The sequence below is a fragment of the Paenibacillus thiaminolyticus genome (assembly GCF_007066085.1).
Classification (GTDB): domain Bacteria; phylum Bacillota; class Bacilli; order Paenibacillales; family Paenibacillaceae; genus Paenibacillus_B; species Paenibacillus_B thiaminolyticus.
The window spans coordinates 5084556-5105190 of record NZ_CP041405.1; the positions used below are offsets into that span (position 1 = coordinate 5084556).

Consider the following 20635-nt stretch of genomic DNA (forward strand, 5'->3'; position numbering starts at 1 on the left):
ATATGTATGAACATGAAAAAAGCCGCCAGCGTACTGCTGGGCACTCTGCTGTCTGTCACGCTCGCCGTCCCGGCGTTCGCGCATGACGGATGGTCGCAGACGAACAGTCCCGTGATTGGCGCGGGCGAGGTCGCCTATGTTGACATGATGCTCGGCAATCATTCCAATGAGCACCGCAGTTATCGCATCGCCGGCCAGTGGAGCACCGATTCCTCGAAAGTATACGTCATGAATCCGGCGGGCAAAAAGATCGACATTACCGATACGCGCTTCTATACGGGCGAAGCAGCGACAGAGACGGAGCCGGCGCTCAACAACTATTTTGTGTCCTCGTTCTCCTCTTCCCAGCCTGGAGCCTATATTGTCTCGGTCGAGGGAGACAGCATCTTCAAGGGAGCCGATACGGCGAGCCGCACCTTGCGCAGCGCCAAATCGTTCGTCGCCGTCATGGACATCCCGAGGATGAAGCGGGCCTCGATGCTAACCGGCTTCCAGCGTCAAGTGAGCCCGGACCGCGCCGAGCTGGTGCCGTTGTTCAATCCGGCGGCGGCGCAAGCCAATACTTCTGCAGAAGTCCAATTGCTGCTGAAAGGCAAGCCGCTGGCCGACACCGAAGTATCGCTTATTCGCCGCAGCGATTCGGAGGCGGTGACCGTGAAGACGGATGCCAAGGGCGTTGCGAAGTTCAAGCTGGGCGGAGCAGACTATTATTTGCTGCGCGCCAAGCCGGCCACCAATGAGAAGCGCGAGGGCGAGTATGATACCGTCAGCTATGAAGCGACGATGACCTTCATCGTTCAGAACGGCACCTTCGAGCTGTCCGGCACCCCCGCCGAAGCGAAGCCGCAGGTGTTCCTGAACGGCAAGGCTCAACCGGATGCCTCGTTCTCCTTCGCGAACGGCACGCTGATGGCGGATGCGGCCTGGGCGAACGAGGCTCTTGGCCATAAGAGCGCCGCATCTGCGATCTCGCTGCGGGACGCCGCTTCCGAGGCGGGGACCGTGCTGGAATTCTTGCCGGCGGTCGGAGCGACCCGCGCCGCCGTCTATTTGTACCTGACGAAATAAAACCTCTTCCCCTAGGCGGGCCGCTGCATGAGCTGGCGGCCTGTCTGCTGTTCAGGGAATAGAAGTACATGTAAAGTCAGGAGGAACGTTAATGAGAAAATTGCTGGGAACTTCGCGAAAATCCGTCTATTTGCTGGGGATAGCCGTCTTGCTGTTCTCCCTTCTGCTTCATCCGCTGACCGCATCCGCGCATGCGAACCTGGCATCATCCAAGCCGCTGGCGGATGCGCAGCTGGACACGGCGCCATCGGAGATACGCATCACGTTCACCGAGGGCATTGATGCGAAGCTGAGCTCGCTGACGCTGTGGGACGAGGATGGACGCGAGATTGGCGGCGCCGTGAGCGGGGAAGGCGATGACACGCTGGTCAAGTCTCTTCCCGAGCTGAAGAACGGCGTCTATAAGGTGAAGTGGCAGGTGCTGTCGGTGGATACGCATGTCACCGAGGGCTCGTACCGGTTCGCCGTCGGGACGACACTGGACAAGAGCGGGCCTGCGCCGACCAAGACGCTGGATGATGACGATGAGTCACAGGCCAAGCCGGACAGCGGCTCCCAGGGAGAGGGCGGGAAGACCGCTCCCGTGAAGCCCGCCGATCCGGCGGGGGGGCCGCCGGACCGGGACGGGCCGAAGCCATCGGCGGGACCGGCAGAGCGGCCGAAGCCAGCCACGGAAAAGCCAGCCGCAGGTAAGCCTGCCGCCGAGAAGCCAACCCCGGAGAAGCCTGCCGGCGGCGAAGCGGACGCGGGAGCATCCGGCACGAGCAGGCCGGGCCCGCGTCAGCCGGGTGCCGATCAGGCGAAGGAGCCGAAGGCGGCGCCCGCTAAGCCCGCTTCGTCCGGCTCCGGAAGCGGCGTTCCCGGGGACGCCGCCGTATCGCCGGCCGAGGATCCTGGCGGAGCGGATCCGGCCAAGGGGCAGCAAGCTCCGTCCGTCGAGGCACCAGCAGCCGAAGCTGCACTATCGCCCGGTCAAGAGAGCGGAAGCCGGGAAGAGGAAGCGGCTCCCCCGAAGCCGTTCGATCCATCCGGAGCGGAACGTGATCAGGGGATCGCGCCGAACGAAGAAGAAGCCGCTGCACCCGTCAGCCAGGACGGCCGTTCAGCGGATGGGGCTACGCCCGGGGCCTCCGCCGATCACGCGCATATTCATCATGAACATGCATCCGGTCATTCGGCGCACGGTACAGGCATGACCGATCGGTGGAATACCGTGATCCGGATTGTCAATATATTGACGACAGCCGCCTTATTTGCGCTCCTGTACCATCATGATGCGCTCGGAAGGGGAGGACCGCGGCTGGCGGACATGGCCGCACGGACGCAAAAGGCGGCGCAGGCTATTGCGCTTGCGGCCGCATTCCTCTATGCGCTGACCTATGCGGCGCATATGCTGCTGCTTGCCGCGCAGCTGACACCCGCCGGCTCCGGAGCCAGCTCTATGGCCTCCACGGCGTGGACATTGGCCATATCGACGCGCGTCGGCCTGGCGGACGGATTACGCATCGTACTGGCTGCTGGACTATACGGGACGCTGCTGACGGGGCAGCGGGCGCATCATCGGCCGATGGCCGTCCTGCGGGGCCTGCTGCTGCTCGGCCTGGCGCTGACCTTCCCGCTGACTGGCCATGCCGTCTCGGGTTCCCCGCTGCAGACGGCGGCCGCGGTCGTCTCGCATGCGCTGCATTTTGCTGCGGCAGGCATCTGGTTCGGCGGCCTCGCCGGGCTGCTGCTCGTCACCCGGAGCTTGTGCCGGAAGCCCGATGCGGATGCCTTCGCAGAAGCCGGCCGCCTATGGTCGCGCTTCTCGGCCGCCGCCCTGCCGTTGACGGTCATTACGGTGGTGACCGGCTTGGTGCTGGCGGTTATGCATGTCGGCAGTTGGGAGGCGCTCTATACATCTGCGTACGGACAGACGCTTCTCGTCAAGAGCGCGCTCTATGCAGGCGTGATCGTGATTGCCGCCTTCCACCGCTTCTTGTGGCTGCCTGCCTTCGTGAAGCAGGAAAACGACCCGGAACGGGTCCGGGTCTTTCTGCGCGGTGTCCGTCTCGAGGCGGCTTGCGGAGCGGCTATTTTTATCGTAGCCGGGATGTTGTCTACCGGAATGCCGCCGCACTTGGGATAAATGACACCCTTTTGACCTTGAAATGAACTTTCATCGTCAAAAGGGTGTTCTTTTATTCATTTTCAGAATATAATAGATATTAATTTAGAATTATTATTGAATAGCTCCGTTGGATATGATACATTAGTTGATGAAAATGATAATTATTATCACTTAATAGTAATTAGAGTTTACAGGACTAACGGAGGGGATTTGATGAAGGAATCTAATTACATGACGACCAATCAGGGTGCGCCCGTTGCCAATAATCAGCAATCCAAAACCGCCGGTGCACGCGGTCCCGTGCTGCTGGAAGATTACCATCTTATCGAGAAGCTCGCTCACTTCGATCGGGAACGCATTCCGGAGCGGGTCGTGCATGCGCGCGGAGCAGGCGCGTTCGGCGTGTTCAAGCCTTACCGGAGCATGGCGAAGTACACGCGGGCGGCTTTTCTGCAAGATCCCGAAGCCGAGACTCCCGTATTTGTCCGGTTCTCGACCGTGATTCATGGCGGGACCTCCCCGGAGACCGTCCGGGATCCGCGCGGATTCGCCGTCAAATTTTATACGACGGAAGGAAACTACGATTTGGTTGGGAATCATCTTCCGATTTTTTTCATCCGTGACGCCATCAAATTCCCGGACATGGTCCACTCGCTCAAGCCGGCCCCGCATAGGAATGTGCAGACGCCCGATCATTACTGGGACTTCATGTCACTCTCTCCGGAATCCACGAATATGATGACTTGGCTCTTCTCGGACCTCGGCATACCCGCCAACTACCGCGAGATGGACGGCTTCAGCGTCCACGCGTTCAAATGGGTCAATGAAAAGGGCGATGTCCTGTACGTCAAATATACGTGGAAGTCGCTGCAGGGCGTGCGCGGATTGAGCGTGGAGGAAGCCGAGCGGATTCAAGCCAAAGATTTCAGTCATGCGACGCGTGATCTGCATCAGGCGATTGAAGAGGGCCGCTGCCCGGAGTGGGAGCTGTGTGTTCAAATGCTCGAGCCGTCGCGGTTGGACGATTTCGAATTCGACCCGCTTGATCCGACGAAGGTATGGCCCGAAGCGATATTCCCGATGATGAAGGCAGGACGGATGACGCTGAATCAGAACCCGGACAATTATTTCGCCCAGGTGGAGCAGGCGGCATTCTCCCCTAGCGCGCTCGTACCCGGGATTGAGCCATCCGAGGACAAATTGCTCCAAGGCCGTCTATTCTCTTATCCGGATACGCAGCGGCATCGGCTCGGGCCGAATTACTTGCAGATTCCGGTGAACTGTCCGTTCGCGCGGGTAAGGAATCATCAACGGGACGGTTACATGACGGTGAAGCAGGATACGTCCCCGGTCAACTACGAGCCGAACAGCCATGCCGGGGCATATGTTGAAGCGGGCGAGGCCTATGCCGAGAGTGAATCGGTTATAGAAGGAACGACGCTGCGCCGCTCGATAGACAAGACGAATAATTTTGGCCAGGCCGGAGAGAAATATCGTGAGATGTCGCCGGAAGAACAAGACCGGCTCGTGCACAACCTGGTGAACGATCTGAAGCAGGTACGCCCCGAAGTTCAAATGCGGGCGCTGTGCAACTTCTTCCGGGCCGATGCGGAATATGGAGCGAAGCTTGCGGCCGGACTCGGCGTGGAAATAAGCGAATATTTGCAGCATGGATCGCGTTCATAGCATTCATCGCGTGTATAGCGTTTATCGTGACAAATCGTAGAGGCAGAACTTCTTTTCAAATTCTGTGTGGAAGGGAATGGGGCAAGTGAATGATAACAATATGGAAGCTTCGGTTATTCGGCAGGGCAAGGATAAAAAAATGCATATGACGCAGCAAAGAGAAGCCGTCTATGCTTGCATCCGCCAAGCGGCATCCCCTTTGACCGCAATGGATGTATTTCTGGCGTTGAAGTCGGGCGGGCAGCGGGTTTCCCTCTCTACCGTCTACTGCAGTCTGAAGTTTTTCGTCAAAAAAGGACTTGTTCACGAGCTTCAAAACGATCAGCTCTCCAAGCGTTACAAGCATGCCTGCCCCATATGCCGCGGCGCGTAAGCGGCCGTTCACTTTGTTCATCTCATGGTTCCTTGAACCTGATGCGATAGGAAGCCCTTTGCAGAACTGCTGCAGAGGGCTTTTCCTCCTCTGCTTGCAACCGGGCGTGATCACCATCATGCTCTGCCTCGATCCGATGCTGTGAACCACCATGACGCAGTTTGGCGAGAGCCAAGAGATTTTATAAAGTAGACTGAAATAAAATATTAATAAAATGAAATTATATTTAAAAAAATATTTCAATAACGTATAATTTAACTAACTTGCTTGGCAATTCTTTATTCATCCACTTTTCCCATATCACCCCGCAAGAACGGTAAGCCCCCTGTACAACAACGAATGTGCTGAACTCCACTTTTACTTTATATGGTTACTATAAGTGTCGATTGCATTGTGCTGCTTTGATTTTCGAATGGGAGGGGAGACAACGATGCGGATTGTAATGCCGGACCGTCCTTACCGGACCATCATTGGTCTGATGTCAGGCACGTCGCTGGACGGAATCGATGCTGCCGTTGTCCGGGTGCAAGGAAGCGGTCCCGGAACGGAGGTCGAGCTGCTGGCGTTTCATGGTATCGAATATGATGCTGAACTGCGCGACAGAATGAAGCGATTATGCGGAAAAGAGCATTCCCATACTGCCGACCTCTGCATGATGAATGCTTATCTTGGTCAGCGGTTCGCGGAGGCTGCCCGGGAAGCGGCAGCAGCTGCCGGGATCCCGATGGAAGACATCGATCTGGTCAGCTCCCACGGGCAGACGGTCTGGCACCAGCCGGAGGCGGACAGCGAAGATCGCTACAGTGTTCCGTCCACGCTTCAGATCGGAGATTTGTCCGTTATCGCGAAGCTGACAGGACGGCCCGTGGTCGGAGATTATCGCCCCGCTGATATGGCCGTCGGTGGTCAAGGGGCACCGCTTACTCCGTATGCGGATTATATCTTTCACCGCCATGAGCGCATGGGCCGCATTGCTCAAAATATCGGCGGCATCGGGAACTGCACCGTCGTGCCGGCCGGGGCTGATGCGGAACAGGTGCTTGCCTTCGATACCGGTCCGGGCAATATGCTGATTGATCAGGCTGTCTACCGGCTGTCGGAAGGAGCGCAGGCCTATGATCGCGATGGCGGCTGGGCCGCGCAAGGCCAGGTGAGCGAAGCGTGGCTGTCTGAACTGTTGGAGCATCCTTACTATGCCCAGAAGCCGCGGAAAACGACCGGCAGAGAAATGTTCGGCGAATCCTATGCCATGGCTTTGATTCAGGACGGTCTAGCGCGGGGCTTGCCGCCTGCCGATATCGTGGCTGCCTTCACGATGCTGACGGTTCGGACCATCGCCAGTGCATACCGCGACTTTATATTCCCTGAGCACGATATCCATGAAGTCATCGTCAGCGGAGGCGGGGCCCGCAACGAGACGATGATGCGATGGTTGGCGGCAGAGCTGCCCGAACAGCGGGTACAGCGCTCCGATGAGATTGGCTTGCCTGGCGATGCGAAGGAGGCGGTTGCCTTCGCCGTGCTGGCGAATGAATTTGTGCACGGGATCGCGAATCAGCTTCCTTCCGTTACCGGAGCGTCGCGTCCGACCGTCATGGGCAAGCTTGCTCTTCCGTGAACTTCCCGTGGAGTATGAATGTCATTCCGCAGGGCTTGAATTCAATACGACAAGAAGGCGGTTTTTGCCATGAAAAAATGGGATCTATCGGCTGCCGGACAGCTTGGCCTGAGCGAGGAAGGATTGCAGGCTGCTTGGTCCACGCTGGATAAGGCGATAGAGCAGGGGGTGATCCCCGGAGGTGTGGCACTCATTGGACGCCGCGGCGATGCGGCCGCTTATGCTGCCGGGCATGCGTTCGTGAGCGAGGAGCATTCCATTCCGGCCAGCGTGGATACGATCTATGACTGCGCGTCATTGACGAAGGTCGTCGTTACGCTGGCGCTCACGCTCATCTTGACGGATCGGGGCCAAGTGCGGCTTGCCGATCCGGTGGCACAGCATATCCCTGCATTTGGCGCCGCGGGGAAGACGGAGATTACGATTGGGCAATTGCTGGCCCATACCTCGGGCTTGCCCGCACACCGTGATCTGTATTCGCATGGCTGGACGCCGCAGCAGATCCATGAGGAGATCTGCGCGATGGAACCGGACTATCCGCCAGGGACGCGCTGTGTCTACAGCTGCCTCGGTTATATTATCCTCGGGCACATCATCCGGCAGCAGTTCGGGCGTCCGTTGGAGGAAGCGGCCTGGAGCGAGGTGCTGCAGCCGCTCGGGATGACGGCGAGCCGGTATAACCCGCCGCCGGAATGGAAGCCGCGCATCGCAGCGACCGAATACGATGCGGGGCTGGGCGAGTACCGCTGGGGCTTCGTGCACGATGAAAATGCACATGCACTTGGCGGAGCGGCAGGCAATGCGGGCCTCTTCTCGACCGCATCGGATCTGCTGCGGTATGCCCGCATGTGGCTGGCCTTGGCAGGCAGCGCTAGCGGCGCCGTTAGTTACGTAGACGGCGCGGTGGACGCTTCCTTGAGCTGCACCGGGCCAGAGGGCTTCCCGGAATCCCTGCTCTTGTCGCGCGAGGCCGTCAAAGAAGCGCTGCGAAGCCATACCCTTGACATTCCGGGAGCGCACCGGGGGCTGGGATGGGTGCTACGCGGCGACCCGGCCGATGTGACCGGGGAAAGGCTGTCTCCATTCAGCTTCGGTCATACGGGCTTCACCGGAACGAGCCTCTGGATCGATCCGGCGCAGGATCTGATTTTGATTCTGCTGACGAACCGCGTCCATTACGGCCGGGGCAACTCAATCGCGGCGCTGCGGCGACAGTTTCACGAGGCAGCGGCAGCGGCCATACAGACCTAATTCCTATATCAAAACCTTGGGCAGTACATCAAATCCTTGGCAAGCGCATCCCGCCGGATGCCGGCCAGGGATTTTTTTGCTGGCCGACAGCTCTGCCGAAATGATCGAGCGGCTTGGCTTCTGCATAGCGGAAATCGTAAGCTATTTCGGCCGCTTCCCTGTGCGTGGAGTGTGGCTTGTGGAAATTCAACAGAATTGTGGGAATTCAATGGAAGTGTGTGTGGGTTCAACAGAATGTGGCAGTTCAGCAGATTGTAAGAGGGAAAATGCCGCAGCGGGGAATACAGCCTTGAATTGGCGTACGCGACAAATGGCAGCGTGGTCTGTCGAATCAGGCACGAGTGTATCTATCAGCTCTTTGATCCATTCTCCCATTGGCTCAGAAGCGAAAGAACAGTCAGGCACGGCAAGCGGTAGGAGGCGGAGCGAGCGATGAAGCAATCAGGCGGGGAAGCAGTTGAGGTAAGGAGAAGCGCAGCCACCTGGGGAAAGCAGAAGGAGCAAACGATGGAGCAAGGACACGCAGTAAGTAGACGGTGAAAGCCGACGGACTACGCTGACGCACTACGCAGATGGACTACATATATGACTGCACGGATGGACTAAGCAGATGGAACAAGCAGATGGAACAAGCAGATGGAGCAAGCAGTTGAATCAAGCCGTCGTAATGGCAACAATGTGATGGGAACTAAGGGTCCCCCCTTGGCGCGTCCCTGAGCGGAAAGTGGGCATTCCATGCCGTCGCGCCCCTGAGTCAGTGGGAGACTGGCTAAAAGGAACGGCAAGCTGATAAGCCCGGGCCGATTCTGAATCTATGGGATAGTGTCGCTAAGGAAGAAAACACCACATGTACCGGGCAAGTTACTGATTCGAAGGGATAGCGCCCCTGAACGGAAAGAGGCAGTCGCCCCCTAGACTGGCCCCTGGGCAAGGGGCTGGGGCATCCTCACAGGCATTACATCAAGTGTAAGGTATGTGCTTCCATAATATACATAAGTCCACTACAAGGAGACAAGAAAACCGTGATGTCCTCATGTTAAAAACAAGAAAAAATAGTTGTTGATCTTTCGTTGGCATCGTTTATAATGATGAAAAATTATTTATAGAAACAGTGGTTCGATTATCGGTACAGAGGCCTTGCTGAATTAAAAAGGGGAAGAGGTGAGGAAGTGTCGCTCAAGACGCTGGCCAAATCGCTTGAATTGCTCGATTGCTTTACATCGGATCATCCGATATGGGGGGTACGTGATTTAGCGAAGAAGCTGGGAATGCACCACTCGGTCGTGCATCGCATCGTAAGTACGTTTGAACAGCACGGCTTTCTCATTCAGAACAGAGACACGCAGAAATATCATCTCGGCTTGAAGCTGCTGGAGTATGGCAAGGTTGTCACCGATCAGCTTAACATTCAGCAATATTTCCAGCCGATATTGAAGGAGATTGCGAATTCGACCGGGGAATCGGTGTACCTGAATATGCTGGAAGGGAAGGAAGGCGTCTGCGTCTCTATCGTCCTCAGCTCGAAGGATATTCAATATCTGATTCCGGTCGGCGACCGTTCGCCGCTGTATGCCGGAGCTTCGCAGAAGGTCATGATGGCTTACGTATCCGAAGATCTTCAGGAGGAGATTATTCAGGAAGGCTTGACGGCCGTCACTTCCCGAACGATAACGGACTCGCTCCGCTTGCGGGCCCAATTGGCGCAAATCAAGGAGGAGGGCTGGTGCATTTCTGTCGGTGAATATACGGAAGATGTCGTCGGTATCTCCGTTCCGATGCTGGACAGTCATCGCCGCATTCTTGGCTCCATTACGATTGCCGGACCAAGATACCGGATAGACGATGACAGATGCGGGTCGTACTTGCGCATTTTGCTGGACCAAGTCCCTTTAATACGTCAAAGCTGCAATATTATATCGCATATGTGGTAACCAGGGTTCACATTTTTACACAGCTGCACTTTATTTAGATAATGAGATACCGCTTTAAAGGGGGAGGGCTTGCTTTGCTACAATTCATTACTCGACGTCTGTTATACCTCATTCCAAGCTTGCTCGGCATCGTGCTCATCACGTTCATTCTGTCCAGAGTGCTGCCGGGCGACCCTGCTCTGATGATTGCCGGAGAGCAAGCGCCGCAGCATGTGGTGGAGAACATTCGCGCTCAGCTCGGGCTGAACGAGCCGTTGTACGTTCAGTTCGGCGCTTATATCAAGCAGCTGGCGCAAGGGGATTTGGGGATTGCGTGGCACACGGGACATACGGTGGTAGAGGATTTCGCCGTCCGTCTGCCGGCCACGATTGAGCTTGGCTTCGCCAGTCTGTTGATTGCGTTATTGGTGGCTATTCCGGTAGGCATCGTGGCCGCCACGAAAAAAGAATCGATTGTGGATCACATCTCCCGCGTTTTTTCACTTATCGGCGCCTGCATGCCGGTCTTCTGGCTGGGACTGCTGCTCATCCTGTTTTTCTATTCCAAGCTCGGCATTGCGCCTGCTCCTATGGGCCGAATCGGCGGAGATATCCTCCCGCCCACTTCGATTACCGGATTATATCTGGTGGACAGCTTGCTTACGGCGGATTGGGTGGCCTTTAAGCAATCCTTATCTCATCTGATTCTTCCGGCCATTTGTCTTAGCGCCGGCACGATGGCCATCATCGCCCGCATGATGCGTTCCAGCATGCTGGAAGTCATCGGCCAGGATTATATCCGGACGGCCCGCGCCAAAGGCCTTAACGAACGCTCCGTCGTGTACAAGCATGCCCTGGCCAATGCTTCGATCCCGACGATTACGATGGTCGGTCTCCAGATCGGCTACCTGCTTGGGGGCGCGGTCATCACTGAGACAATCTTCGCCTGGCCTGGCGTCGGAAGCTATGTCACGGAGTCAATTCTCGCGACGGATTACGCTCCGATTCAGGCATTCACGCTGCTTAGCGCCGTCGTATACAGCTGCATCAATTTGCTGGTCGATCTGATATATGGCTTCATCGATCCGCGCATCCGCTATGAATAATCAATCTCTCATGTCATGACATCTTAGGAGGTGCAACCGTGATGAAAGCATCAACCTCATCGTCCGCTGCAATCGCGGCGGCGAGCGACACGTCCATGCTGCAGGAGTTCTGGCATGGGCTGCGGCAGTGGAGCAAGCTATTCCTTCGCAACAAGCTTGCCGCGCTCGGTCTCTTCCTGATCGTGCTGTGGACGCTCCTGGCCATCGCCGCGCCTCTGGTCGCGCCCTATGCGCCGGATGCCACGCAGTTGGATGCGAAGCTGCAAGGCCCGAGCGGGGAGCATTGGTTCGGGACCGACCAGTTCGGCCGGGATATTTTCAGCCGCGTCGTCTACGCTGCGCGCATCTCGATCTGGACCGGGCTTATCGCCGTCGGAATTTCCTTCTTCATCGGCGTTCCGCTCGGCGGCATCGCCGCTTATTACGGCGGCTGGATCGGGAATGTGATCATGCGCGTCATGGATATTTTTCTGGCGTTCCCTTCGCTCATTCTGGCGATGGCGATCGCGGCCGCCATGGGCCCTGGCCTCGTCAGCGCGATGATGGCCGTCGGCATCGTCGGTATTCCGGAGTTCGCCCGTCTTATGTACAGTCAGACCATCTATTTGAAGGAACGCGAATTCGTGGAGGCGAGCCGTTCCATCGGGGTCAAGGACGGCACCATTCTTGTCCGCCATATCTTCCCGAATGCGCTGGCGCCGCTGCTCGTCCGCATCACGCTCGGGATGGGCTTCGCCATCTTGACGGCGGCGAGCTTGAGCTTCCTCGGTCTCGGCGTGCGTCCGCCGTTGGCGGAATGGGGGGCCATGATATCCGAAGGCCGCGAGTACATTATTACCGGCGAATGGTGGCTGGTCACGTTCCCGGGACTTGCCATCGCAACAACCATTCTTGGCTTCAATCTGCTTGGCGACGGACTGCGCGACGTACTTGATCCGCGGCTGCGCACAAGCCGGAAATAAGCGATATTTTTCAGACGAATATTCAGGGGGAGGAAACAATGATGAAACGAAGCAACTTGACGATGGCCCTTGTATTGACACTCATTTTGGCTCTGGTTGCGGGCTGCGCGCCGAAGGCGAACCAGTCCGGGGGAGACAGTGCCGCCGGTACAGGCGAGCAAACGAACGCTACCGGAAGCAAAACGCTGACCGTCGCCTATTCCGAAGGCGGGCAGACGCTCGATCCGGCGGAAGCGAACGATCTGACGTCGGATACGCTGGTGCTGTCCACATATGATCAACTGGTCACGTACGGCGTCAAAAACGTAGATGGCGCGGATATCGCGGCCACGGAAGAAATCAAGCCGATGCTGGCCGAGTCGTGGGACGTGTCCGATGACCAGAAGACGTATACGTTCAAGCTGCGCCAGGATGTGAAGTTCCATAGCGGCAATCCGCTCGATGCGGATGCGGTCGTGTTCTCGCTCGATCATATCAAAAACTCGAACTCGGGCGGATTCCTGTATCAGCAAGCCTCCATCGAGTCGTACCGCAAAGTGGACGACCATACGGTGGAAGTGAAGCTGGAGCGCCCGAACCATATGTTCCTGCAAATCTTGGCGATGTACTCCTTCTCCGTCATCGACCCGAAAGCGATCGAAGGGGATGCGAGTGAATTTTTGAAGACCAAGACGGCAGGATCCGGGCCATTCAAGCTGGAGAAATGGGATCCTTCCTCCGAGGCGGTATTTGCGGCGAACGACGATTACTGGCAGGAGCGCGCCAAGCTGGACAAAGTCGTCATGAAGTTCATGAAGGAAGCTTCCTCCCGTACGATGATGCTGGACAAAGGCGATATCGACCTGGCCATGGAGATTCCGCCGAAGGATGTCGATACGCTGAAGCAGAACACCGCACTCACTGTGCGCTCTGATGCGAGCAACCGCATTTTGTATATGGGTCTGAACAATAACATGAAGCCGTTCGACAATCCGAAGGTGCGCCAGGCGATCGCCTACGCGATTCCGCATGATGCGCTTCTGAAGGATGTCATGTACGGACAAGCCAAGCAAATGAAGAGCATCGTGGCAAGCAATACGCCGGGCTTTTCCGATAATGGCTACGAGTATGAATATAACCTGGATAAAGCGAAGGAACTGCTAAAGGAAGCGGGCTACGAGAATGGCTTCTCCTTCGACTTCACGCTCGGATCCGGCTTCAAAGACTGGGAAGACGCCGCTACGGTCATTCAAGCGGAGCTGAAAAAGATCGGCGTCACGATGAACATCAACAAGCTGGCGCGCGCGCAGTTCCTGGAACAGCTTCGCACCGGCAACGTGCAGTCCTTCATGTCGAAATGGACCTCGTTCGTCAACGATCCGGAATATCATCTCGGATTCCTAGTAGATAGCGAGAGCTCGTCCAACTACGTTCATTACGATAATGCGAAGGTCAATGAACTGCTGAAGCAAGCGGCCGTCGAGACGGATATGACGAAGCGCAATGCTATGTATGAAGAAATTCAGGGCTTGATCAATGCGGACATGCCTTATGTGTACATGTACGAGTACAACCGTCTCGTGGCGTTCAACAACGAAGTGAAGGGGTATATTTTCTTCCCGGATGAATGCTTGCGTTTCTACCCGCTTTCCAAATAAGAAAAGAGATAACGATCGCAACGGATATGGATACAGGAGGGGATTACGGTGAACGAATGGAAGCAACGCTGGATAGATGAAGTGGAACAGCGCCAGGACGAATTGCTGGGCTTATGCTCCAAGCTGATTCAATTCCCAACGGAGAATCCGCCTGGAGACTCGCGGGACATCAGCCAATTCATTATCGACTACTTGGCCGAGGTCGGCATCGAGACGAAGGTGTATGACGCCGGCGGCAACATGCTCAATCTGATTGCGACGATCGGCGATGAATCGGCATCGGAACGCCATTTGATCTATTGCGGCCATACCGATGTCGTGCCGGCAGGCGACCGCTCCCGCTGGGATTTCGATCCATTCTCCGGCGAAGTGCGGGACGGCTATGTACTCGGACGCGGGGCCAGCGACATGAAGTGCGGCTTGGCCGGACTTATCTTCAGCGTGAAGCTGCTGAAGGAGCTGCAGGTTCCGCTCAAAGGCAGAGTATCGCTGCTCATCGTGCCGGATGAGGAGACCGGCGGGCATCTCGGCGTGCCGTGGGTGTTCGAGCGGAAGCTGATCCATGGCACGGCGGCGGTTATCGCCGAGCCGTCGCATCCGCTGCATCCGACGATCGGGCAGAAGGGAAGCTGCTGGTTCAACTTCACGGTGACAGGCACGCCGGGCCACGGCAGCCTGTCTCCCCTCCTCGGCGACAATGCGATTATGAAGGCGGCCGCAGCCGTTCAGGCGCTGCAGCAGCTGCATCATTATCCAGTCGAGCTGCCAGAGGAAGTGAAGGATATTATCGAAGTGACGAAGCGTTATATCGCGGAAAAAGAAAATGCCGATTTCTCCGCCATCATCGATCGCGTGTCGGTCAATGTCGGCCTGATCGAAGGCGGAACGAAGACGAACGTCGTGCCAGACCGCTGCACGGTGAGTGTCGATACCCGCCTGCCGTTCGGCGTCGAGCCGGCCCAGGTGCTAGCCGAGGCGAAGCGGCTGCTGTCCGACATCGGCATCGAGACGGAGCTTCATCCGGAAGGGTTCCAGGGGCTGGCCAACTGGACGCCGCCGACGGATCCGATCGTGGAGGAGCTCGTGCAGCATATTTGCGATGTGAAGCAGGAAGAAGGCTACGGCGTCCTGCAATGGGCTTCCAGCGATGCGCGGCATTTCCGCCGCGCCGGCATTCCGGTGCTGCAATACGGTCCGGCCGAGTTGTCCACCATTCACGGCTTCAATGAGAAGGCGCCGGTACAGGACGTGGTGGACGCGGCCAAGGTGTACACGCTGACGGCGCTCAGCTACCTGGGTGGTGAGTAATATGGAACCGGTGCTGGCAGTCGAACAGCTGGAAACGGAATTTGTAACTAACGGGGGCGTATTCAAGGCGGTGGATGGCGTAAGCTTCCACGTGCACCAAGGCGAGACGCTCGGCGTTGTCGGCGAATCGGGCTGCGGCAAAAGCGTCACCTCCTTGTCCATCATGGGACTTCTCCCGAAGAAAATAGGCCGGGTGAAGGGGGGACGCATTCAGTTCCACGGGAACGACCTGCTGCAAGTCCCGGAAAGGCAAATGAGATCCATTCGCGGCAACCGGATCGCCATGATCTTCCAGGAGCCGATGACATCGCTCAATCCGGTGTTCCGAATCGGCGATCAACTGGCTGAGGCCATTCAGCTTCATAAGAAGCTGAAGCGCAAGGAAGCGATGCGGCATGCCGTCGACATGCTGCACAAGGTCGGCATCCCGCATCCCGAGTCGGTGGCGCAGGAATATCCGCACCAGCTCTCGGGCGGGATGCGCCAGCGGGTCATGATCGCGATGGCGATGTCCTGCAATCCGGAGGTGTTGATCGCGGATGAGCCGACGACGGCGCTTGACGTGACCATTCAAGCGCAAATTTTGGATTTGATGCGGCAGCTGCAGGAGGAAGAGAAGACGTCCATCCTGCTCATAACCCACGACCTCGGGGTCGTCGCCGAGATGTGCCACCGCGTCGTCGTCATGTACGCGGGGCAGGTCGTGGAGGAGGCGGATGTGGACACGCTGTTCGAATCGCCGCAGCATCCGTATACGCAGGGGCTGCTGGCTTCGCTGCCGCAGCTCGCTGGGGAACAGGAGCGGCTGGAGTCGATCCCCGGCGCGGTGCCGAGTCCGCTGCAGATGCCGCCGGGCTGCCGCTTCGCCCCGCGCTGCAAATACCGGACGGAAGCGTGCGATCAGGCGCAGCCCGCGCTGACAGACTTGGGCGGCGGCCATCGCTGCCGCTGTCTGCTCGTCGAGAAGGGGGTGGCGCGATGACGGCTTTGCTGCAAGTGCGCAATCTGAAGAAGCATTATCCGATTCGCAAAGGGCTGCTGAATAAGCAGGTCGGATCCGTGAAATCGGTGGATGGCTTGAACTTCGATATTTATGAAGGAGAGACATTCGGCATCGTCGGCGAATCCGGCTGCGGCAAGTCGACGACAGGCCGCTCCGTCTTGCGCTTGATTGAACCGACGGAAGGAGAGGTCTTGTTCCAAGGACGCAATCTTATGGCGCTCTCTCCGAAGGAACTGCGCCAGCTTCGCCCCGAGATGAGCATGATCTTCCAGGATCCGTACGCGTCGCTGGACCCGCGCTGGACCGTTCAGCGCATCCTGGAGGAGCCGCTGCAGACGCATCTGTCGATGCGGTCCCCGGAGCGGAAGCAGCGGGTGCAGGAACTGATGGAGCGGGTAGGACTGTCCGCATTTCAAGCGAACCGTTTTCCGCATGAATTTTCGGGCGGCCAGCGGCAGCGTGTCGGCATTGCCCGCGCCCTGGCGCTCAACCCGAAGTTCATCGTCTGCGACGAGCCGGTCTCGGCGCTGGACGTATCGATTCAGTCACAGGTGCTCAACCTGATGCAGGATTTGCAGGAGCAAGAGAAGCTGACCTATATGTTCATTTCTCATGATTTATCGGTCGTGAAGTTCCTGTGCACACGGGTCGGCGTCATGTATCTTGGCAAAATGGTCGAGCTGGCGCCGAAGCGGAAGCTGTATGCGAATCCGCTCCATCCTTATACGAAGGCGCTCATGTCGGCGGTGCCTGTGCCGAACCCGAAGGCCAAGAAGGAGCGCATCGTCTTGTCCGGCGAAGTGCCGAGCGCCAAAAATCCGCCGCAAGGCTGCGCCTTCCATCTTCGCTGCCCGATTGCGTCGGAGCGCTGCCGCACCGTCCAGCCGGAATGGCAGGAGGCGGATGAAGGGCATTGGGTGGCTTGCCATCATATCTAAGGCAGGCCGGGCAGAGAGGCGGATCGGTTTCGTTGCAATGTAACTATGATATCGACAACTATGAGATCGAGCGGAAAGGGAGAGAGAATCATGGCTTTACTGCAAACGTTGCGAATCTATGAAGCGGTAGACAATGCATTTACATCCGGCGAGGCGGTGAAGGAGCTGTTCCAGCCTTATCCGCTGGCTGACGTAAGCGTGCAGCGGGTTCATGGTGAGAAGGGATTTACGGATTTCATCCGCATTTTTATCCCGGGGACGGAAGGCAAGCACGGGGGCGGACAAGCGCCGAGCTTCGGCATCGTCGGCCGGCTGGGCGGCTTGGGCGCCCGGCCGCAGCGCATCGGGCTCGTCTCCGATGGCGACGGCGCGATTGCGGCGCTGTCTGCCGCATTGAAGCTGGCCGACATGAGCGAGAAGGGCGACCGGTTAAAAGGGGATGTATACATTACGACCCACATCTGCCCGGACGCGCCTACCTTGCCGCATGAGCCGGTCGATTTCATGGATTCGCCCGTTGATATTGCGACGATGAACGAATACGAGGTGCTGGACGAGATGGAAGCGGTCTTGTCCATCGACACGACAAAGGGCAACCGTGTCATCAATCATAAAGGAATCGCCATTTCCCCGACAGTGAAGGAAGGCTACATCCTGCGCGTCAGCGACGATCTGCTTCGCGTCATGGAGATGACGACCGGACAGCTTCCGGTCACATTCCCGGTGACGACGCAGGACATTACGCCGTACGGCAACGGGCTGTATCATATTAACAGCATCCTGCAGCCTTGCGTGACGACGGCCGCGCCGGTCGTCGGCGTCGCGATTACCGCGCAATCGACCGTGCCCGGCTGCGGGACGGGAGCAAGTCATGAAGTCGATATCGCGCTCGCCGCGCGCTACGCGGTGGAAGTCGCCAAGGAATTCACGAATGAAGTCTGTTCCTTCTATAATAAGGAGGAGTTCGAGCATATGCTCAACCTGTATGGGCCGATGAATGCCCTGCAGACGTTGGGGAAAACAGTATAATCTCAGACCTTGCGTAGAATTCATCGTTTTGCTTTAGGCTCCGCCCGCCGCAAGAGAGAAAGGAGGCAGCCGCATGGAACGAAGCGATACCCGGCAACGTGTCAAAATAGGTCTCATTACGATAGGACAAGCGCCGCGAACGGATGTGCAGCCCTTGATTGAACGCTGGCTGGCGCCCTGCTCGGATGTCATCCAGCTTGGCGTCCTCGACGGCATGACGGTGGCGGAGATCGAGCGCGAGCTTGGCCCGCAGCTGGACGAATTCGTCCTGACGACACGGTTGGCTGATGGTCAAGCCGTTGTCTTGTCCGCGGCCAAAACGGAAACAGCAATGCAGCGCTTGATTGACGAGTGCGAACGGCTGGGCTGCCAAGTCATCATTCTGCTCTGTACCGGCGCCTTCCGCCATCTTGCCGCTGAACGGGCGTTGTTGATTGAACCGGAGCGGATACTGACGCCCGCGATTGCGAAGCTGGCCGGCGGGACGCAGATTGGCCTGATCATTCCGCTGGCGGAGCAAGCGGAGGAGATGCGCCAGAAATGGGGCGCGTTCGGCGCCTCGATTACGACGGCCGCCGCTTCTCCCTACACGGCGACGCGCGAGCAGCTTGCGGCCGCCGCACAGGAGCTGAGAGCTGCGGGCGCCGGAATCATCGTGCTCGATTGTATGGGATACACGTTAGAGCATCAGCAGATCGCCCGCGAGGCGAGCGGATGCTTCGCGCTGCTGTCGAGCAGCTTGCTGTTCAAGCTGACAACAGAACTGTGTGGGTAAAGGTTAGAACGATTAGAATAGTTAGACGATTAGAGAATAGCTAGAACGACGGGAATTAACGATGATAACCGCCTGTTGCTTGGGGATGCAAGCAGCGGGCGGTTTTTAAGTTTGAGCCTGCCTCAACCTGCACTAAGGCTGTTTTATTTTGAAGAAAATGCACCTTCTCCCGCCCTTAGCTTCACTATCCCATCGGTTCAGCAAGAGGAGTTCAATGCGCGAGAACCATACTTCTAAGTATAGGCTGCAAGGCGTCCCTAACCTGCTGCCATAATGGGAGAGTTGCTGCGCGCGCCGCTCGGAGATCGGAGGGCTCAGGATTCGCCTCGGCCGCTTCTGAACGAATGGGAGAGTGGAAATAAGGAAGAAAATAGCGCCTGTACCCGGCGCTGAGTCGATGGGATAGTGTGACTAAGGCCTAAGAAGAGAAAGACTGAAGCATCAACTTGAACCCTTGGCGTTGCCCGAACATTTGATTCTGCCCGAACATGTGACTCTGCCCCCCGTAGAACAACAAGGGACTGTCCCATAATCATGTTGTAGGGCAAGAAGGGCAACAGGGAGCACTGGGACGTAAAAGACGGCGGCGGGCCAAGCGGTGAAAGAGTGATGCGGCAATGAAATCCTGCGAATATCAGGCTGTTGAGAAAGTCCAAGGGATTTTGTGGCACTTCATTTTTTGTGTGGTGGATCTCGTCTCTCCGTAGAAAAAATCGATTTAAAACGTTATGGGTGCCAAGTTTTGAGTAGGAAAATGGACAATCCCCACCCCTTCGTAAAAAAACAGGGGTTTTCCAACGGCCTGAACACTGCACCATTTCCCTAGACACGTCTATCTGGTAGGCTAAATCCGCAAAACTGCACGATTTCTCCAGACACGCCTATTCGGTAAGCGAAATCCTGCGTAAATACAGCAATTCGATATGGACGACTTTCCCAGAAAGGGAATCCTGCAAAACTGCAGGAATTTCACGCGTTTCGCTTCGACTTGAAGCAAAAGGGCCTAAAATGATGTAGATTTGCAGCAATTCCTCGGGATGTGGATTCATTGAGCCGAAATTCCTGTAAAATAGCAGCAATTCCCTCCACATGTTCAAGCCGCAGCCGGATCGGATGCCGCCACCGATGGCGACATGGATATGGCCTATGCGCTGCTGCTGGCCGACAAGCAATGAGGCAGTTCCAGCGGCATCAATTACCGCGCAGAAGCGGTCAACCTCATCAATGCCATCATGCAAAGCGAGGTCAACAAGCAATCGTGGCATCTGAAGCTTGGGGACTGGGTGTCCGATTCGGACTCGAAGTGGGGCAAAGGAACGCGGCCGTCCGACTTTATGCCCCATCATCTCCGCGCCTTCAAGGAATCGACCGGGGATTCGCGTTGGGACAATGTGCTGAACCAGACCTACGCCATCATTCAGCAGCTGTTTTCCGGGTACTCAAGTTCAACCGGGCTGATGCCTGATTTCGCAACCAAAGAATCCAGCGGCTATAAACCGGCTGTCGGTGACGTGTACGATTGGTGCTGCGGGAACGGGCGGTTGACGGCCGCGGCAGACACCGTCTTCTCGGATATGACAAACAGGGTCTGAACTTTGCCGAGAAGCAGGGTAAGTCAGAGAAACCATTTTACTGACTTTCGCAAAGCGATACGACTCCTTTCAATTTATAAAGTTGAAGCGATTCAATTTTCATGCAACAAAATTAAATCGGTTTCATTTTAAGCTATGCCGATGGCGGTACGTTCATGATCGCAGGATTATGCCAGAGGAAAATCATCTAGGCCGAAAATATGAGCGATTTAACTTTCGGAGCCGAGTACAAGATCATGCACGCATCAGGAGGCATTTTTTTCATTAGA

At 56.9% G+C, this 20635-nt stretch carries 17 protein-coding genes; 16 read left to right on the forward strand and 1 reads right to left on the reverse strand.

The annotated features are described in order from the left end of the window. Positions 1–6: 6 nt before the first annotated feature. From FLT43_RS22485 to FLT43_RS22555, 15 genes are all read left to right on the forward strand, one after another. A complete protein-coding gene (locus FLT43_RS22485; RefSeq protein WP_087440669.1) occupies positions 7–1068 on the forward strand; it encodes a DUF4198 domain-containing protein in 1062 nt (353 codons plus the stop codon). A gap of 91 nt (positions 1069–1159) precedes the next feature. Continuing rightward, positions 1160–3196: a copper resistance protein CopC gene (locus FLT43_RS22490; RefSeq protein WP_087440670.1), complete on the forward strand. Its 2037-nt coding sequence runs from the start codon at positions 1160–1162 to the stop codon at positions 3194–3196. Between the two features lie 195 nt (positions 3197–3391). Next, entirely contained in the window at positions 3392–4864 is a 1473-nt protein-coding gene (locus tag FLT43_RS22495; RefSeq protein WP_087440671.1) for a catalase, read from the forward strand. 76 nt (positions 4865–4940) lie between these two features. Then, entirely contained in the window at positions 4941–5237 is a 297-nt protein-coding gene (locus tag FLT43_RS22500; RefSeq protein WP_087440672.1) for a Fur family transcriptional regulator, read from the forward strand. 430 nt (positions 5238–5667) lie between these two features. Then, positions 5668–6855 carry an anhydro-N-acetylmuramic acid kinase gene (locus FLT43_RS22505; protein WP_087440673.1) on the forward strand — a complete coding sequence of 396 codons (1188 nt, stop codon included), beginning with the start codon at positions 5668–5670 and terminating at the stop codon, positions 6853–6855. A gap of 69 nt (positions 6856–6924) precedes the next feature. Then, complete coding sequence (locus FLT43_RS22510) at positions 6925–8106, forward strand: serine hydrolase domain-containing protein (RefSeq protein ID WP_087440674.1); 1182 nt, start codon at positions 6925–6927, stop codon at positions 8104–8106. Positions 8107–9275: 1169 nt separating this feature from the next. After that, the gene (locus FLT43_RS22515) at positions 9276–10037 is read left to right on the forward strand and encodes an IclR family transcriptional regulator (protein ID WP_087440675.1); all 762 of its coding nucleotides are present in this window, start codon (positions 9276–9278) and stop codon (positions 10035–10037) included. A 74-nt stretch (positions 10038–10111) separates the two neighbouring features. Beyond that, positions 10112–11122: an ABC transporter permease gene (locus tag FLT43_RS22520; RefSeq protein WP_087440676.1), complete on the forward strand. Its 1011-nt coding sequence runs from the start codon at positions 10112–10114 to the stop codon at positions 11120–11122. A gap of 41 nt (positions 11123–11163) precedes the next feature. After that, positions 11164–12084 carry an ABC transporter permease gene (locus FLT43_RS22525; RefSeq protein ID WP_087440677.1) on the forward strand — a complete coding sequence of 307 codons (921 nt, stop codon included), beginning with the start codon at positions 11164–11166 and terminating at the stop codon, positions 12082–12084. Between the two features lie 41 nt (positions 12085–12125). Next, positions 12126–13721: an ABC transporter substrate-binding protein gene (locus tag FLT43_RS22530; RefSeq protein WP_087440734.1), complete on the forward strand. Its 1596-nt coding sequence runs from the start codon at positions 12126–12128 to the stop codon at positions 13719–13721. A 48-nt stretch (positions 13722–13769) separates the two neighbouring features. Next, the gene (locus FLT43_RS22535) at positions 13770–15029 is read left to right on the forward strand and encodes a M20 family metallopeptidase (protein ID WP_087440678.1); all 1260 of its coding nucleotides are present in this window, start codon (positions 13770–13772) and stop codon (positions 15027–15029) included. A gap of 1 nt (position 15030) precedes the next feature. Beyond that, on the forward strand, positions 15031–16011 hold the full coding sequence (locus FLT43_RS22540; RefSeq protein ID WP_087440679.1) for an ABC transporter ATP-binding protein: 981 nt from the start codon (positions 15031–15033) through the stop codon (positions 16009–16011). Then, positions 16008–16970, forward strand: coding sequence for an ABC transporter ATP-binding protein (locus tag FLT43_RS22545; protein WP_087440680.1), 963 nt, complete (start codon positions 16008–16010; stop codon positions 16968–16970). Before FLT43_RS22540 ends, FLT43_RS22545 begins: the two co-directional genes overlap by 4 nt. A gap of 90 nt (positions 16971–17060) precedes the next feature. After that, positions 17061–17999: a DUF1177 domain-containing protein gene (locus FLT43_RS22550; RefSeq protein ID WP_087440681.1), complete on the forward strand. Its 939-nt coding sequence runs from the start codon at positions 17061–17063 to the stop codon at positions 17997–17999. A gap of 73 nt (positions 18000–18072) precedes the next feature. Beyond that, positions 18073–18774, forward strand: a complete 702-nt coding sequence (locus FLT43_RS22555) for an AroM family protein (protein ID WP_087440682.1) — start codon at positions 18073–18075, stop codon at positions 18772–18774. Positions 18775–19655: 881 nt separating this feature from the next. On the opposite strand, the gene FLT43_RS30285 is transcribed toward FLT43_RS22555, so the two are convergent. After that, positions 19656–20012 carry a hypothetical protein gene (locus FLT43_RS30285; RefSeq protein WP_244194031.1) on the reverse strand — a complete coding sequence of 119 codons (357 nt, stop codon included), beginning with the start codon at positions 20010–20012 and terminating at the stop codon, positions 19656–19658. Between FLT43_RS30285 and FLT43_RS22560 the strand changes: the two genes are divergently transcribed. Further along, positions 20007–20366, forward strand: a complete 360-nt coding sequence (locus FLT43_RS22560; protein ID WP_244194032.1) for a glycosyl hydrolase family 8 — start codon at positions 20007–20009, stop codon at positions 20364–20366. The two genes, FLT43_RS30285 and FLT43_RS22560, sit on opposite strands and share 6 nt — an antisense overlap. Positions 20367–20635 lie beyond the last annotated feature (269 nt).

Coding starts and splice junctions, on each gene's coding strand:
- FLT43_RS22485 (WP_087440669.1), top strand. CDS start 7: ATGAACATGAAAAAAGCCGCCAGCGTACTGCTGGGCACTCTGCTGTCT.
- FLT43_RS22490 (WP_087440670.1), top strand. CDS start 1,160: ATGAGAAAATTGCTGGGAACTTCGCGAAAATCCGTCTATTTGCTGGGG.
- FLT43_RS22495 (WP_087440671.1), top strand. CDS start 3,392: ATGAAGGAATCTAATTACATGACGACCAATCAGGGTGCGCCCGTTGCC.
- FLT43_RS22500 (WP_087440672.1), top strand. CDS start 4,941: ATGGGGCAAGTGAATGATAACAATATGGAAGCTTCGGTTATTCGGCAG.
- FLT43_RS22505 (WP_087440673.1), top strand. CDS start 5,668: ATGCGGATTGTAATGCCGGACCGTCCTTACCGGACCATCATTGGTCTG.
- FLT43_RS22510 (WP_087440674.1), top strand. CDS start 6,925: ATGAAAAAATGGGATCTATCGGCTGCCGGACAGCTTGGCCTGAGCGAG.
- FLT43_RS22525 (WP_087440677.1), top strand. CDS start 11,164: ATGAAAGCATCAACCTCATCGTCCGCTGCAATCGCGGCGGCGAGCGAC.
- FLT43_RS22530 (WP_087440734.1), top strand. CDS start 12,126: ATGAAACGAAGCAACTTGACGATGGCCCTTGTATTGACACTCATTTTG.
- FLT43_RS22540 (WP_087440679.1), top strand. CDS start 15,031: ATGGAACCGGTGCTGGCAGTCGAACAGCTGGAAACGGAATTTGTAACT.
- FLT43_RS22545 (WP_087440680.1), top strand. CDS start 16,008: ATGACGGCTTTGCTGCAAGTGCGCAATCTGAAGAAGCATTATCCGATT.
- FLT43_RS22550 (WP_087440681.1), top strand. CDS start 17,061: ATGGCTTTACTGCAAACGTTGCGAATCTATGAAGCGGTAGACAATGCA.
- FLT43_RS22555 (WP_087440682.1), top strand. CDS start 18,073: ATGGAACGAAGCGATACCCGGCAACGTGTCAAAATAGGTCTCATTACG.
- FLT43_RS22560 (WP_244194032.1), top strand. CDS start 20,007: ATGCAAAGCGAGGTCAACAAGCAATCGTGGCATCTGAAGCTTGGGGAC.